We start from the raw sequence: 14,216 nt of genomic DNA, 5'->3' as shown, positions 1-14,216 counted from the left end.
ACTCGGTGTGAGGCCTGGCGGGGGCGGGCCGGCTTCGGAAGGGGACCGGCGCGCCTCGTTCGGCTTCGCCAGGGCCATACCCACCGGGCCGCGGGCGTAAAACATGAATGCAGTACGGCATGGATGCAGCACAGCGCCGAAGGAGCGAACCCTGAACGGTACGGCAGCAGTCGCAGCGGCCGTGGTCCCCGCCGCAGGGCGGGGCGAGCGGCTGGGGCCCGGTGCCCCGAAGGCCCTGCGGGAACTCGGAGGGGTGCCCCTGCTGGTGCACGCCGTCCGGGCGCTGGCCCGGAGCCGGGCGGTCGGGCTGGTGGTGGTGGCCGCGCCGCCGGACGGCGTGGCCGAGGTGGTCGGACTGCTGGACAGCCACGGGCTGGACGGCAAGGACGTCCGGGTGGTGGCCGGCGGGGCGACCAGGCAGGAGTCGGTCCGGCTCGGTCTGGCCGCGATCCCGGCCGACGTGCCGGTGGTGCTGGTGCACGACGCGGCCCGGCCGCTGGTGCCGGTCGAGGTGGTGGACGCGGTGGCGGCCGCCGTGAAGGGCGGTGCCGGGGCGGTGGTGCCGGCGGTGCCGCTGGCGGACACCGTCAAGCGGGTCGAGCCGCAGCCGGGCGGGCGGCCCGAGCCGGTGCTGGAGACCCCGGACCGGTCCTCGCTGCGCGCGGTGCAGACGCCGCAGGGCTTCCGCCGGGAGCTGCTGGCCGAGGTGCACGAGCGGGCGCTGGTCGAGCCGGGGCTCACCGTCACCGACGACGCCGGGATGGTCGAGCACTTCGGCGGCACCGTGGTGGTCGTCCCGGGCCACGAAGAGGCCTTCAAGGTCACCCGTCCGCTGGACCTCGTGCTCGCCGAGGCCGTGCTCGCCCGCAGGAGGGCCTCCGATGGCTTCTGACACCCCCGTGATCCCGCTGGTCGGGATCGGCACCGACGTGCACGCCTTCGAGGCCGGGCGCCCGCTCCGGGTGGCCGGCCTGGAGTGGCCGGGCGCCGGGGACGGGCTGGCCGGTCACTCGGACGCGGACGTGGCCGCGCACGCCGCCTGCGACGCGCTGTTCTCGGCCGCCGGGGTCGGTGACCTGGGCGCGCACTTCGGCACCGACCGCCCCGAGTGGTCCGGCGCCTCGGGCGTCGCGCTGCTGACCGAGGCGGCCCGGATCGTCCGGGCCGAGGGCTTCGAGATCGGGAACGTGGCGATCCAGGTGATCGGCGTCCGCCCGAAGATCGGCAAGCGGCGCGCGGAGGCCCAGGCGGCGCTCTCGGCGGCCGTGGGCGCCCCAGTCTCGGTCTCCGGCACCACCACCGACGGGCTGGGGCTCACCGGCCGGGCCGAGGGCCTGGCCGCGATCGCCACCGCCCTGGTGTACCGGGCGGGTTGACGCCGTTGGTCCGTTCGGATGGCTGACGGGTGTTCAACTCCCGTGTGCCGCCCGCCGGTCAGTACCGTTCCCCGGGGACGCCGAGGGAAAGGGACCACGATGGCGGTAGAGCTCTCCGAGCGGGCCAGGGCGCTGTTCGACGGGAAGACCTTCGCGGTGGTGAGCACCGTGCAGCCGGACGGCAGCCCCCAGTCCTCGGTGGTCTGGGTCAGGCGGGACGGGGACGAGGTGCTGTTCTCCACCGTCGAGGGGCGCCGCAAGCACCTCAACATGCTCCGCGACCCGCGGATCACCCTGCTGGTCAACCCGCCGGACCACCCGTACACCTACCTGGAGCTGCGGGGCGAGGTGGTGATGGTCCGTGAGGGCGGGCGGGAGCTGATCGACGAGCTGTCGCGCAAGTACCGGGGCGAGGACTACGGCTACGACGGGCCGGACGACGTCCGGGTGGTGTGCCGCCTGGCGGCCCGCAAGGCGGTCGGGAACCTCTGAACCGGCCCGATCCGACGGGGCCATGACGGAAAGGTGGCGGGGCACCCCCCGGTGCCCACTACGCTTGACGCTGTGAGCCTTCGCCTGTACGACACCAGCACCCGCCAGGTACGCGACTTCGTCCCGCTTGTACCGGGCTGTGTCTCGATGTACCTGTGTGGCGCGACCGTCCAGGCGCCCCCGCACATCGGGCACATCCGGTCCGGCCTGAACTTCGACGTGATGCGCCGTTGGTTCGGCTACCGCGGCTACCAGGTCACCTTCGTCCGGAACGTCACCGACATCGACGACAAGGTGATCGCCAAGGGGCACGCCCTCGGCGTCCCGTGGTGGCAGGTCGCCTCCGTCAACGAGCGCGCGTTCAGCGAGGGTTACACCGCCCTCGGCTGCCTGCCGCCCTCGATCGAGCCGCGGGCCACCGGGCACGTGCCCGAGATGATCGAGATGATGCAGGGCCTGATCGAGCGCGGCCACGCCTACGAGGCGGACGGCAACGTCTACTTCGCCGTGACCACCTACCCGGACTACCTGGAGCTCTCCAACCAGGAGTTGGACAACCTGCTGCAGCCCGAGTCGGCGGGCGAGACCGGCAAGCGCGACCCGCGCGACTTCGCGATGTGGAAGCGGGCCAAGGAGGGCGAGCCCAGCTGGGACACCCCCTGGGGCCGCGGCCGCCCGGGCTGGCACCTGGAGTGCTCGGCCATGGCGCACAAGTACCTGGGCACCGCCTTCGACATCCACGGCGGCGGGCTGGACCTGATCTTCCCTCACCACGAGAACGAGATCGCCCAGTCCAAGGCCTTCGGCGACGGGTTCGCCAACTTCTGGGTGCACAACGCCTGGGTCACCATGAGCGGCGAGAAGATGTCCAAGTCGCTCGGGAACTCGGTGCTGGTCTCCGAGATGGTCCGGGCCTGGCGTCCGATCGTGCTCCGCTACTACCTGGCCGCCCCGCACTACCGGTCGATGATCGAGTACAGCGAGGAGGCCCTGCGCGAGGCGGAGACCGCCTTCGCCCGGATCGAGAACTTCATCGAGCGCGCGGTGGAGACCTGCGGCCCGGTGGACGCGGCGCCCGAGGTGCCGCTGGCCTTCGCCGAGGCGATGGACGACGACCTGGGCGTCCCGCAGGCGCTGGCCGTGGTGCACACCGCCGTCCGTCAGGGCAACAGCGCCCTCGCCGCGGACGACAAGGAGAACGCGGTGGCGCGGCTCGCCGAGGTCCGTGCGATGCTCGGTGTGCTGGGTCTCGACCCGTTGGACGAGATGTGGGCCGGAGCCGAGCGCGGCGACGACCTCCGCCCGGTGGTCGACTCGCTGGTCCGCCTGGTGCTGGACCAGCGCCAGGCCGCCCGGGCCCGCAAGGACTTCGCGACCGCGGACGCGATCCGCGACCAGCTGGCGCAGGCCGGACTGTCCGTCGAGGACGGCCCGACCGGCTCGCGCTGGACGCTCAACAACCAGTAGCCCCGGTTCGGGGCGCGGGTGGGCCGTACCTTCACCGGTGCGGCCCACCCGCACGACGCAGAGCCCGCCGCCGACGGTCGTCGCCGGGGCGGGCGAGACAGACAAGGGAAGTACAGCCATGGCCGGCAACAGCCAGCGCAGGAACCGACGCAACCCCGGATCGAAGAAGGGCGCGTCCGTCGGTACCGGCGGCCACAGCCGGAAGGCGCTCCAGGGCAAGGGCCCGACCCCGCCCGCCTCGGCGCGCAAGGGCCACGTCAAGCAGCGGCAGGCCAACGCCGCCACCAAGCGCGAGATGGACGCCAAGTCGCGGGCCGGCATGCGCCGCTCCGGCGGCGGCGGCCGCGGCGGCCGCGGTGGCGCCGGCTCGGCCGAGCTGGTGTTCGGCCGGAACTCGGTGGTCGAGGCGCTGCAGGGCGGCGTGCCGGCCAACGCGCTGTACGTGCAGCAGTTCATCGACATGGACGACCGGGTGCGCGAGGCCGTCCAGGCCGCCAACGAGCGGGGTGTCCCGCTGATGGAAGCGCCGCGCCCGCAGCTGGACCAGATGACCGGCGGGATGAACCACCAGGGCCTGGTGCTCCAGGTCCCGCCGTACGAGTACGCGCACCCGGACGACCTGCTGGCCGACGCCGCCGAGAACGGCGAGGACGCGCTGGTGATCGCCCTGGACGGCGTGACCGACTCGCGCAACCTCGGCGCCGTGGTCCGCTCCGCCGCCGCCTTCGGGGCGCACGGCGTGGTGATCCCCGAGCGGCGCGCCGCCGGGATGACCGCCGGTGCCTGGAAGACCTCCTCGGGCGCCGCCGCGCGCCTGCCCGTCGCGCGCGCCACCAACCTGACCCGCGCGCTGGAGGCGTACCAGAAGGCCGGTCTGATGGTGGTCGGCCTGGCGGCCGACGGCGAGGCCGAGGTGGCCGACCTGGAGGCGCTCACCGGCCCGGTCGTGATCGTCGCGGGCAGCGAGGGCAAGGGCCTGTCGCGCCTGGTCTCGGAGACCTGCGACATCCGGGTCCGGATCCCGATGTCCGGTCTGACCGAGTCGCTGAACGCCGGTGTCGCGGCGGGCATCGTGCTCTACGAGGCCGCCCGGATGCGCGCCAAGCAGTAGCCCTGAGGGGTAGTCGTACGTTTGGAACGGGAAACCGATCGGGCCTGACCAGGCCCGATCGGTTTACTCATGATCACTTCAATCGCCGTCAGGAATCCACCCGGGAGAGTGTCCTAACCGGCCGTCACCCGGTTAGACGGGTGTGGACACCAGAACACCTCGGCGCACTGCCCCGGGCGGCATGGCGGGAATAGATGCCGGCCCCGGCCTCAACACGGTCAAGGTGCCGTCGGACCCGGCCAGGCTCAGCAGTACCCAGGCCAGCTTCCGGGTCAGGCTCGCCGCCCCGGTGGCCCCGCTGATCGACGGCCCGCCCGGCGCCGCCTTCGGCGACCCGTACGGGACGTCCAACAACGGGCTGCCCCCGGGCTTCGCCCCCCGGCCGATGGTCACCCCGCAGGTCGTGGTGGCGGGCTCCCAGGTGCCGGCGCTGGCCGGCTCCGTCGCGGCCACCCGGCGCAAGGGCCGGGTCACCGCCGTCACCTGGACCGGCCAGGCGGCCCCCGGCGACCAGGCGGCCACCCAGCTGCTGGAGGCCGTCCGCCTCAACACCGTGCCGGCCCCGGCCCGCCCGGTCGGGGAGGACGACACCGAGCAGCTGGAGACCTACCGCGGCGCCCCGGCCCCGGCCCCGGTCGCCGCACCGGCGGCCGTCCGGCCCCGGCAGGACTGGGCCCCGGCGGGCGAGCTGCCCGAGGTCTCGGCGGTCGGCGCGGACTCCAAGCACGCCTGGTACCCCGGCCGGAAGGTCGACCTGGGGCTGGTGCTGCTGCCGCTGCGGATCGTGCTCGGCTCGCTCTCGGTCTACGCCGGCTTCAGCAAGCTCTGCGACCCGGTGTACTTCGACGGCGGTGACCGCGGCTCGATGATGCGCTGGCTCTCCTCCCTGCACCCGTGGGGAGTGGCCCAGCCGCTGCTGGACTTCGCCATGGCCCACCCGGTCGGGGCGGGCCTGGCGGTCGCGTTCACCCAGGTCGTGGTCGGCGTGCTCTCGCTGCTCGGCCTCTGGCAGCGGATCGCGGCCGGTGCCGCGATGCTGCTCTCCGCCGCGCTGCTGTTCACCGTCAGCTGGCGGGCGGTGCCGGTCTACGACACCCCGGACCTGATCTTCCTGGTGGCGTGGAGCCCGCTGCTGATCGCCGGCGCGCCGTTCGGCTCGCTGGACGGGCGGATCGCGCTGGACGCCTGGCGCCGCTACGGCGCCGCCGCCCCGGCCGCGCTCCGGCGCCGGATCTGGCGGCGCGGCGGCGTGGTGACGGCCGTGGTGGTCGGGCTGACCCTGCTGATCGGTTCCATGCTCGGCGCGGCGGTCCGCACCAGCGGACGGACCGGCCCGGTGCCGGCCAAGCCGCCGACGGACTTCGGTTCGCCGATGTGGCCGGGCAGCGGCGCCTCCAACGCCCCGATGCCGGTGGCCCCGCCGCCGTCCTCCAAGCCCACCCCGTCCCCGGCCGCCCCCTCGGCCAACAAGAGCGGCAGCCCCAAGGCCAAGCCCTCGGCCGGCAAGTCCGAGAGCCCCCACACGCCGCCCCCCGCACCCTCGCCGACCAAGGCCGGCACCGGCGGCGGCACTCCGGCCGGCACCACCCGGGGTGCCACCGGCGGCTCCTCCACCGCGCCGAAGCCCTCCTCCACGGGCGGCGGCGGCATCCTCGGCGGTGTCCTCGGCGCCCCCCTCCTCGGCATGGGCCCCGGCCCGGCCGGGCAGCGAGTGGATGCCTGACGACTGACGAGGAGTGCAGCCAGGGGCGCGAGGAACTGCGCGACCAACCCACCACAGCCGGTGAGTTCGGGTCAGCGCAGCACCTCGCGCCCCGCTTCCGTTCCCTGACGCAGCCTCAGTTGGACGCTGCGGCAAGCTCCTTGGCGGCCTCCGTCAGGTCCTTCGCGGTGTCGATCGCCCGCCAGTAGCACCCCTGCGGCAGCTGGTACCCCGCCAGCCGCTTGCCGCGCGCCAACTGCGGGAACGTGGTGCGCTCGTGGTCGCCGACGTCCGGCAGCAGGTCCTGGAAGCCGGGCGCGAAGACGTACAGGCCGGCGTTGATGAGGAAGGGCGAGGGCGGCGCCTCGATGAAGTCCAGCACGTTGCCGAACTGGTCGGTCTCCACCGCGCCCCAGGGGATCCGCGGCCGGGCCAGCGCGAGCGTCGCAACGGCGTCCCGCTCGTGGTGGAAGGCGGCCATCTCGCGCAGGCTGAACCTGGTCCAGATGTCGCCGTTGGTGGCGTACCAGGGCTCGTCCGGCCGGGGCAGGGCCTTCGCGGCGTACTTGAGGCCGCCGCCACGGCCGAGCGGCTCGCTCTCCACCACCGTGCTGACGCTGACCGGGAGTTCGGTCCGGTCGAGCCAGTCCTGGAGGACCTCGGCCAGGTGGCCGCAGGAGATCACCACGTCGGTGACCCCCTCGGCGGCGAGCCAGGCCAGCTGGTGGCCGACGATGGGGGTGCCCGTGCCCGGGATCTCGACCAGCGGCTTCGGCCGGTCGTCGGTGTAGGGGCGCAGCCGGGAGCCCTGGCCGCCCGCCAGGATGACGGCCTGCGTCACGAGCGGGGAGTGCGGGGCGGGAGAGGTGGAATCAGCGGTCATGCCTGAACGATAGGCCCAGGCACGGCCGATGACGCCCTCCTGGCCGCGCGCGGCAGCTCACGCGGCATGCGTACGCGGCGGCCGGTGCCGCGGCCCGTGCCGCGGCACCGAGGGCCCCGGGGGTGTCAGCCCACCACGCCGGTGGCGAAGGAGCCGTCGCAGACCGGCCGGGCGAAGGTGCGGGCCCGCTGCACGTCGCCCTGGTACTTGCGCACGGCGGCCCGGCCGAGGTCGGCGGCCAGCTCGGTGCAGTACGGGGTGAGTGCGGGCTTCTCCCGCATGGAGCGCTCCAGCAGGTCGAGCGCGGTGCCCGGGTTGTGGTTGCGCAGCTCCGTCATCAGGTCGGTGCGGAGGGCTTCCTTGGGGGACATCCCGTCGGTGTTCGCGGCGGTCGCGCTGCGCCCGATGGTGCCGTCGCCGCTGGAGGCCGCGACCACCTGCTGGTCGAGGCCGGTGGGCGGTGCCCACGGGACGCGGGTGACGGCGAGCGTGCCGGTGGTCACCAGGATCACGGGCAGGGTCAGGGCAACGGTCTGGCCGATGCGGCGCACGAGTTGCTTCACGCACGAGAGCGTAGCGGCGTGTCGGGCTCCGGTGGCTCTCCGTTACCCCAATGAGTGACGCGTGTCCGGTTTCGTCCCCCGCCCGGGTTGACGCCGAAGGCCCCCGTCCGCTCGGACGGGGGCCTTCGTATGACGATCCGTCAGGATCAGGCGCTCAGGCGGGCACCGGTGGTGGTGTTGAAGACGTGGGTCTCGCCGCCGGTCGGGACGACGTGGACGGTCTCGCCCTTCTGCGGGATCTGACGGCCGTGCACGCGCACGACGATGTCCTTGTCCTCGCCACCGATCTTGGTGGTGCCGTAGACGAAGCCGTCCGCGCCGAGCTCCTCGACCACGTTGACGGTGACCGCGACGCCCTCGATGCCGCCCGCCGGGACGATCTCGAAGTGCTCCGGGCGGATGCCGACGGTGACGCTCTTGTCGGTGCCGGCGCCGGCCAGGTCCTCGCGGGAGATGTTGACGATCGAGCCGCCGAACTTCACGCCGCCGTCGACCAGCGGGACGTCGATCAGGTTCATCGCGGGCGAGCCGATGAAGCCGGCCACGAAGAGGTTCGCCGGGCGGTCGTACATGTTGCGCGGGCTGTCGACCTGCTGGAGCAGACCGTCCTTGAGCACCGCGACGCGGTCGCCCATGGTCATGGCCTCGACCTGGTCGTGCGTCACGTAGACGGTGGTGATGCCCAGGCGGCGCTGGAGCGAGGCGATCTGGGTGCGGGTCGAGACGCGGAGCTTGGCGTCGAGGTTCGACAGCGGCTCGTCCATCAGGAAGACCTGCGGCTCGCGGACGATCGCGCGGCCCATCGCGACGCGCTGGCGCTGACCGCCGGAGAGCGCCTTCGGCTTGCGGTCCAGGTAGTCGGTCAGGTCGAGGATCTTCGCGGCCTCTTCGACCTTGGTGCGGATCTCGCTCTTGTTGACGCCGGCGATCTTGAGCGCGAAGCCCATGTTGTCCGCGACGGTCATGTGCGGGTAGAGCGCGTAGTTCTGGAACACCATCGCGATGTCCCGGTCCTTCGGCGGCAGGTGGGTGACGTCGCGGTCGCCGATGCGGATCGCACCGCCGTTGACGTCCTCCAGGCCGGCGAGCATCCGGAGGCTGGTGGACTTGCCACAGCCGGAGGGGCCGACCAGGACGAGGAACTCGCCGTCCTCGATGTGCAGGTCCAGACCGTCGACCGACGGCTTGGTGGCACCCGGGTAGACACGGGTGGCCTTGTCGTACGTGACCGAAGCCATGCTTCTGCGCTCCTTCACCGGCAGGAACGTGCCGGACGATCCGAGTAAAGGGGTGGAGTTGTCGTCCGCCGTCCCTCGGTCAGGTGGTCTGGACCACCCGCCCCCGGACGACTTCCTGGCGACGCTACCTGCCCGATCGTCCGATTGTCAGCCCCTTCCGGCCCCCGAATCCGGCATCAATCCGATCACAGTCCCCACACCCGACCGGTACACTGCCCACTGGTGCCGCCGTGGCCTCGCCGCGGACGGTCACCGTGCCTCCTTAGCTCAGCTGGCCAGAGCACCGCTCTTGTAAAGCGGGGGTCGTCGGTTCGAACCCGACAGGGGGCTCAGCGATCCCGGTGGGGCGCAGCGGCTGTCGGCCGCTGCGCCCCACCGTCGTTCCCGGGGGCACTCCCAGGGGGGGTGGCCGCCGTCCCGCGGCAGGTGGCGGGCCCCTCGGCGGACGCGTCGGTGTGCGAGGGCGGGTGCAGGTGGCCCTCGAAGGAGACCGGCGTGACGCCGGAGGCTTCCCGGCCCGTGACCAGCCGGATGAGCAACTCGACGACGTGGGTGTCTGGTTGGTCGCATCCGCAGGACGTGCCCGCCCAGTCGTGCTGGTCCGCTGTGAAGGCCGTCGTCGGCGGCCCGAAATCTCGGGGCGGGAGATGACCTACGCAACTCTGTCGTGTTTTTGCGAAACTCTGTCGACATCTTGTGGTCATCTGTCGGGCGGTGGTTACATGTGCGTGCCGCCGGTGAGTGCCGCGGCACCCCACCCACCCGTGCCCGCAGAAGGGTTCCTCCGTCATGAGCAGAGCTGGGATCGTCCACAGATCCGTCGTCGTCGCGTTGGCCGCAGGGATGGCCATGTCGCTTGCCGCGTGCGGGAGTTCAGGGGGAGGGAGCGAGGACGGCAAGGCGAGTGGGGGCGCCACGCTGGATGCGTCGGCGAAGGTGACGATCAGCGTGGACTGCCAGCCGCCGGTGACCAAGGCGGCGGAGCGCAAGCAGTGGGACGAGGACGTCGCGGCGTTCGGGAAGCTGTACCCGAACGTGACGATCAAGAGCAAGGACGCCTCGCCCTGCGAGGAGCCGGCGCCGTTCACGGCCCAGCTGAAGGGCAAGACGCAGACCGACGTCTTCTACACCTACTTCACCGACCTGCAGCAGGTGCTGGACGAGGGTGCGGCGGAGGACATCTCCGCGTACGTCAACGAGCAGACCGTCCCGGCGCTCAAGGACATCGACCCCTCGGTGCTGGCCACCCTGAAGGACGGCGGCAAGCTCTACGGCCTGCCGACCTCCAACTACAAGATGGGCCTGCTGTACAACCGGAAGCTGTTCAAGCAGGCCGGTCTGGACCCGGAGAAGCCCCCGACCACCTGGGCGGAGGTCCGGGAGGCGGCGAAGAAGATCGCCGCGCTGGGCAACGGGGTGAACGGGTACGGCGAGTACAGCGCGACCAACCAGGGCGGCTGGCACTACACCGCCGAGCTGTACGGCCTCGGCGGCTCGATGGTGAGCGAGGACGGCAAGAAGGCCGCCTTCAACACCCCCGAGGGCAAGCAGGTCCTGCAGAACCTGTACGACATGCGCTGGACCGACAACAGCATGGGTGCCGCGCAGAGCCTCAAGTGGCCCGACCTGATGACCCAGATGTCGACCGACAAGCTCGGCATGTACATCGGCGCGCCGGACGACATCACCTACATGGTGCAGACGCTCAAGGGCAACTACGACGACTACGGCATGGGCCCGATGATCGGCGGCAAGGCCGCGCTGCTCGGCGGCAACGACTACATGTTCAAGAAGGGCTCCACCCCGGAGCAGATCAAGGCCGGCATCGCCTGGATCAACTTCAAGTACCTGACCCTCGGCAAGGGCCAGTTCGACTACGCCCGGACCAAGGCCGACGGCCTGCCGGTCGGCCTGCCGCAGCCGTTCTTCTTCACCGGTGCGTCGCTGGAGGGCGACAACAAGGCCAAGGCCGCCAGCGCCACCGTGCCGGTCGCCAACTACGCGCCGTACCTGGCCGTCCAGGTGCCCGGCAAGACCGAGCCGGCCAACGCCCAGCAGATCTACAAGGTGCTGGACAACCCGGTCTCCGCCGTCCTGACCGACAAGAACGCCGACGTCGCCAAGCTGCTGGGCGAGGCCGAGGCGCAGGTCAACCAGGTCCTGGCGAGCCTGCAGTGACGCTACGTCGGGTCCGGGAGCAGCTGACGGCGCACGGCTTCCTGATCGGTGCGCTGCTCTGCTTCGGCTTCTTCACCTGGTACCCGATGGTGCGGGAAGTCGTGATGAGCTTCCAGCGCACCAAGCGGGGGCGGACCACCTGGGTCGGGTGGGCCAACGTCGAACAGCTGCTCCAGGACCCGGCGTTCTGGCAAGCCTGGGGCAACACCCTGCTCTTCACCCTGCTGGCCCTGGTACTGGGCTTCGCGATGCCGTTCTTCGTGGCCGTGCTGCTCAACGAACTGCGGCACGCCAAGGCGTACTTGAGGATCCTGGTGTACCTGCCGGTGATGATGCCGCCGGTCGCCTCGGTGCTGCTCTTCAAGTACTTCTACGATCCGGACTTCGGGCTCTTCAACAGCATCCTGCGGGCCCTGCACCTGCCCACCTCGGCCTGGCTCAACTCGCCGGACACCGCGATGGTCTCGGTGGTGATCGCGGCCACCTGGATGAACATGGGCGGCGCCACGCTGATCTACCTGGCGGCCCTCCAGGGCATCCCCGGGGAGCTGTACGAGGCGGCCGAGCTGGACGGGGCCGGCATCTGGCGGCGGATCTGGCACGTGACGATCCCGCAGACCCGGCTGATCCTCTCGCTCCTGCTGCTGCTCCAGATCGTGGCCACCATGCAGGTGTTCGTGGAGCCCTTCCTGCTGACCGGGGGCAACGGACCGCAGGGCTCCACCACCACCGTGGTCTTCCTGGTCTACCAGTACGCCTTCAACTTCAACAACTACGGTGCCGCCTCCGCACTCGGGCTGATCATGCTGCTGGTGCTGGCGGGCTTCTCCGTGCTCTACGCGCGGCTGTCCCGCAAGGCGGCCGACTAGAAAGGACGCCCGGTGGCAGAGCCGCAGACCCGGACGCTGATCTCCCAGACCCAACTCGACCGTCCGCTCGGCAGGTGGCTCTACCGGGTGGTCCTGGCCGTCACCGTCATCGGCTTCACGCTGGTCTTCCTGGGCCCGCTGTACTGGCTGGTGACCGGCGGTCTGAAGTCCACTGCCGAAGTGGTGCAGAACCCGCCGACGCTCTTCCCGAGCGAGCTGCATCCGGAGACGTACGCCACGGCCTGGAGCCAGCTGAGGCTCGGCAGGCTGCTGTTCAACACGCTGTACTACGCGCTGGGGGCGCTCGCCTTCCAGCTGGTGTTCGACGTGGCGGCGGCGTACGCGCTCTCCAAGCTCCGGCCGGTGCTGGGGAACGTGATCCTCGGCATGATGCTGGCCACCCTGATGATCCCGGCGGCGGTCCTCATCGTGCCGCAGTACCTGACGGTGCTTGACCTGCCGGTGCTCCACCTCAACCTGGTGAACACCCCGTGGGCGATCTGGCTGCCCACGGTGGCCAACGCCTTCAACATCTTCCTGCTGAAGCGCTTCTTCGACTCCATCCCGGCCGACCTGCTCGCGGCCGCCGCGATCGACGGGGCCGGCCCGATGCGGACCCTGGCCTCGATCGTGCTGCCGATGTCGCGGCCGATCCTCGGAGTGGTCTCCATCTTCGCCGTGGTGAACGTCTGGAAGGACTTCCTCTGGCCGATGCTGGTCCAGCCGGACCCGGCCAACCAGACGCTGAACATCGGCATCAAGTCCCTGGCCATGGGCGTGCCGCAGAACGTCATCATCGCCGCGCTGGCGATCGCCTCGCTGCCGACCATCGCCTTCTTCCTGCTCTTCCAACGCAACATCATGTCCGGGCTCACCTCGGGTGGGCTCAAAGGCTGAGGCCGGGGCCCGGGCGCCGATCCGAAAGGACCTCGATCGTGGGACAGCAATCCCCGCCCGACCGCTCCGACTGGTGGCGCGACGCGGCCATCTACCAGGTGTACCCGCGCAGTTTCGCCGACGGGAACGGCGACGGCACGGGAGACCTGGCCGGAGTCCGCGCCCGGCTGCCCTACCTGGCCGAACTCGGAGTGGACGCCGTCTGGTTCAACCCCTGGTACCCCTCGCCGATGGCGGACGGCGGCTACGACGTGGCCGACTACCGGGGCGTGGACCCGCTGTTCGGCACCCTGGAGGAGGCCGAGCTGCTGATCACCGAGGCGCTGGAGCTCGGCATCAGGACGGTGGTGGACGTGGTGCCCAACCACGTCTCCGACCAACACCCCTGGTTCAAGGCCGCGTTGGCGGCGGGACCGGGCAGCCCGGAGCGGGAGCTGTTCCACTTCAAGCAGGGCCGGGGTGAGCACGGGGAGATCCCGCCGAACGACTGGGTCTCCGAGTTCGGCGGCTGCCCGTGGACCAGGATCGAGGACGGCAGCTGGTACCTGCACCTGTTCGCCACCCAGCAGCCGGACCTCAACTGGGCTCATCCGCTGGTGCGTTCCGAGCACGAGGAGATCCTCCGGTTCTGGTTCGACCGCGGCGCGGCGGGCGTGCGGATCGACTCCGCCGCGCTGCTCGCCAAGGACCCGGAGCTGCCCGACTTCGTGAAGGGCACCGACCCGCACCCCTACACCGACCGGGAGGAGCTGCACGCGATCTACCGCTCCTGGCGGGCGATCGCCGACGAGTACCCCGGCACCCGGATCCTGGTCGGCGAGGTCTGGCTGCCGGACGCCGAACGGTTCGCCCGCTACCTGCGCCCGGACGAACTGCACACGGCCTTCAACTTCGACTTCCTGGCCCGCCCCTGGGACGCCGCCGCGCTGCGCGAGTCGATCGACTCCACCCTGGCCCTGCACGCGCCCGTCGGCGCGCCGGCCACCTGGGTGCTCTGCAACCACGACGTCACCCGCACCGTCACCCGCTACGGCCGCCGGGACACCCGCTTCGACTTCGCCGCCAAGCGCTGGGGCACCCCGACCGACCCGGCGCTCGGCCTGCGCCGGGCCCGGGCCGCCGCGCTGCTCTCGCTGGCCCTGCCCGGTGCGGTCTACCTGTACCAGGGCGAGGAGCTGGGCCTGCCCGAGGTGGAGAACCTGCCGCTGGACCGGCTCCAGGACCCGATGCACTTCCGCTCCGGCGGCACCGACCCCGGCCGCGACGGCTGCCGGGTGCCGCTCCCCTGGTCGGGCGACCGACCCCCGTACGGGTTCAGCCAGGATTCGACGGCCGAGCCCTGGCTCCCGCAGCCGGCCGACTGGGCCCCGCTAGATGTTCCAGGGCTCCGCCAACGTCTCCAACAACGGCCACTTCGAACTGGTCCAGGGCGCCGGCGGC

13 protein-coding genes and 1 tRNA gene are annotated in these 14,216 nt (G+C 71.5%); 11 read left to right on the top strand and 3 right to left on the bottom strand.

Annotation, left to right across the window (positions count from 1 at the left end):
* The first annotated feature begins 103 nt into the window (after window positions 1–103).
* The 6 genes from ispD (at window position 104) to ACWCYY_RS30470 (ending at window position 6,169) form a co-directional block, all read left to right on the top strand.
* Window positions 104–892 carry a 2-C-methyl-D-erythritol 4-phosphate cytidylyltransferase gene (gene ispD / locus ACWCYY_RS30495; RefSeq protein WP_380149559.1) on the top strand — a complete coding sequence of 263 codons (789 nt, stop codon included), beginning with the start codon at window positions 104–106 and terminating at the stop codon, window positions 890–892.
* The gene (gene ispF, locus ACWCYY_RS30490) at window positions 882–1,376 is read left to right on the top strand and encodes a 2-C-methyl-D-erythritol 2,4-cyclodiphosphate synthase (RefSeq protein ID WP_345290933.1); all 495 of its coding nucleotides are present in this window, start codon (window positions 882–884) and stop codon (window positions 1,374–1,376) included. Before ispD ends, ispF begins: the two co-directional genes overlap by 11 nt.
* A 99-nt stretch (window positions 1,377–1,475) precedes the next feature.
* Window positions 1,476–1,868: a PPOX class F420-dependent oxidoreductase gene (locus tag ACWCYY_RS30485; RefSeq protein ID WP_345290932.1), complete on the top strand. Its 393-nt coding sequence runs from the start codon at window positions 1,476–1,478 to the stop codon at window positions 1,866–1,868.
* Between the two features lie 72 nt (window positions 1,869–1,940).
* Window positions 1,941–3,335: a cysteine--tRNA ligase gene (gene cysS / locus ACWCYY_RS30480; protein ID WP_345290931.1), complete on the top strand. Its 1,395-nt coding sequence runs from the start codon at window positions 1,941–1,943 to the stop codon at window positions 3,333–3,335.
* Between the two features lie 118 nt (window positions 3,336–3,453).
* Window positions 3,454–4,446, top strand: a complete 993-nt coding sequence (gene rlmB / locus ACWCYY_RS30475) for a 23S rRNA (guanosine(2251)-2'-O)-methyltransferase RlmB (RefSeq protein ID WP_345290930.1) — start codon at window positions 3,454–3,456, stop codon at window positions 4,444–4,446.
* A gap of 181 nt (window positions 4,447–4,627) precedes the next feature.
* Window positions 4,628–6,169, top strand: a complete 1,542-nt coding sequence (locus ACWCYY_RS30470) for a DoxX family protein (RefSeq protein ID WP_345290929.1) — start codon at window positions 4,628–4,630, stop codon at window positions 6,167–6,169.
* A gap of 115 nt (window positions 6,170–6,284) precedes the next feature.
* On the opposite strand, the gene ACWCYY_RS30465 is transcribed toward ACWCYY_RS30470, so the two are convergent.
* The 3 genes from ACWCYY_RS30465 to ACWCYY_RS30455 form a co-directional block, all read right to left on the bottom strand.
* Window positions 6,285–7,031, bottom strand: coding sequence for a nucleotidyltransferase family protein (locus ACWCYY_RS30465; RefSeq protein WP_345290928.1), 747 nt, complete (start codon window positions 7,029–7,031; stop codon window positions 6,285–6,287).
* A gap of 125 nt (window positions 7,032–7,156) precedes the next feature.
* Complete coding sequence (locus ACWCYY_RS30460; RefSeq protein ID WP_345290927.1) at window positions 7,157–7,594, bottom strand: hypothetical protein; 438 nt, start codon at window positions 7,592–7,594, stop codon at window positions 7,157–7,159.
* A gap of 146 nt (window positions 7,595–7,740) precedes the next feature.
* Window positions 7,741–8,832, bottom strand: a complete 1,092-nt coding sequence (locus tag ACWCYY_RS30455; protein ID WP_449797853.1) for an ABC transporter ATP-binding protein — start codon at window positions 8,830–8,832, stop codon at window positions 7,741–7,743.
* A gap of 256 nt (window positions 8,833–9,088) precedes the next feature.
* On the opposite strand from ACWCYY_RS30455, the gene ACWCYY_RS30450 reads away from it, so the two are divergent.
* From ACWCYY_RS30450 to ACWCYY_RS30430, 5 genes are all read left to right on the top strand, one after another.
* Window positions 9,089–9,162: transfer RNA gene (locus ACWCYY_RS30450), tRNA-Thr, on the top strand.
* A 459-nt stretch (window positions 9,163–9,621) separates the two neighbouring features.
* Window positions 9,622–11,010 carry an ABC transporter substrate-binding protein gene (locus tag ACWCYY_RS30445; RefSeq protein WP_449797852.1) on the top strand — a complete coding sequence of 463 codons (1,389 nt, stop codon included), beginning with the start codon at window positions 9,622–9,624 and terminating at the stop codon, window positions 11,008–11,010.
* The gene (locus ACWCYY_RS30440) at window positions 11,007–11,879 is read left to right on the top strand and encodes a carbohydrate ABC transporter permease (RefSeq protein ID WP_449797851.1); all 873 of its coding nucleotides are present in this window, start codon (window positions 11,007–11,009) and stop codon (window positions 11,877–11,879) included. The genes ACWCYY_RS30445 and ACWCYY_RS30440 overlap by 4 nt, the downstream gene beginning before the upstream one ends.
* 12 nt (window positions 11,880–11,891) lie before the next feature.
* Window positions 11,892–12,776 carry a carbohydrate ABC transporter permease gene (locus ACWCYY_RS30435; protein ID WP_345290923.1) on the top strand — a complete coding sequence of 295 codons (885 nt, stop codon included), beginning with the start codon at window positions 11,892–11,894 and terminating at the stop codon, window positions 12,774–12,776.
* A 35-nt stretch (window positions 12,777–12,811) separates the two neighbouring features.
* The coding region (locus ACWCYY_RS30430) for a glycoside hydrolase family 13 protein (RefSeq protein WP_449797911.1) at window positions 12,812–14,216 on the top strand (1,405 nt) is incomplete at its 3' end.

The sequence above is a fragment of the Kitasatospora sp. NPDC001664 genome (genome assembly GCF_053596675.1).
This window is presented reverse-complemented; position numbering and strand designations above follow the sequence as displayed.

Bases quoted from the DNA above. Each gene is read 5' to 3' on its own strand.
- ispD (WP_380149559.1), top strand. From the start codon at position 104: ATGAATGCAGTACGGCATGGATGCAGCACAGCGCCGAAGGAGCGAACC.
- ispF (WP_345290933.1), top strand. From the start codon at position 882: ATGGCTTCTGACACCCCCGTGATCCCGCTGGTCGGGATCGGCACCGAC.
- ACWCYY_RS30485 (WP_345290932.1), top strand. From the start codon at position 1,476: ATGGCGGTAGAGCTCTCCGAGCGGGCCAGGGCGCTGTTCGACGGGAAG.
- rlmB (WP_345290930.1), top strand. From the start codon at position 3,454: ATGGCCGGCAACAGCCAGCGCAGGAACCGACGCAACCCCGGATCGAAG.
- ACWCYY_RS30470 (WP_345290929.1), top strand. From the start codon at position 4,628: ATGGCGGGAATAGATGCCGGCCCCGGCCTCAACACGGTCAAGGTGCCG.
- ACWCYY_RS30465 (WP_345290928.1), bottom strand. From the start codon at position 7,031: ATGACCGCTGATTCCACCTCTCCCGCCCCGCACTCCCCGCTCGTGACG.
- ACWCYY_RS30455 (WP_449797853.1), bottom strand. From the start codon at position 8,832: ATGGCTTCGGTCACGTACGACAAGGCCACCCGTGTCTACCCGGGTGCC.
- ACWCYY_RS30445 (WP_449797852.1), top strand. From the start codon at position 9,622: ATGAGCAGAGCTGGGATCGTCCACAGATCCGTCGTCGTCGCGTTGGCC.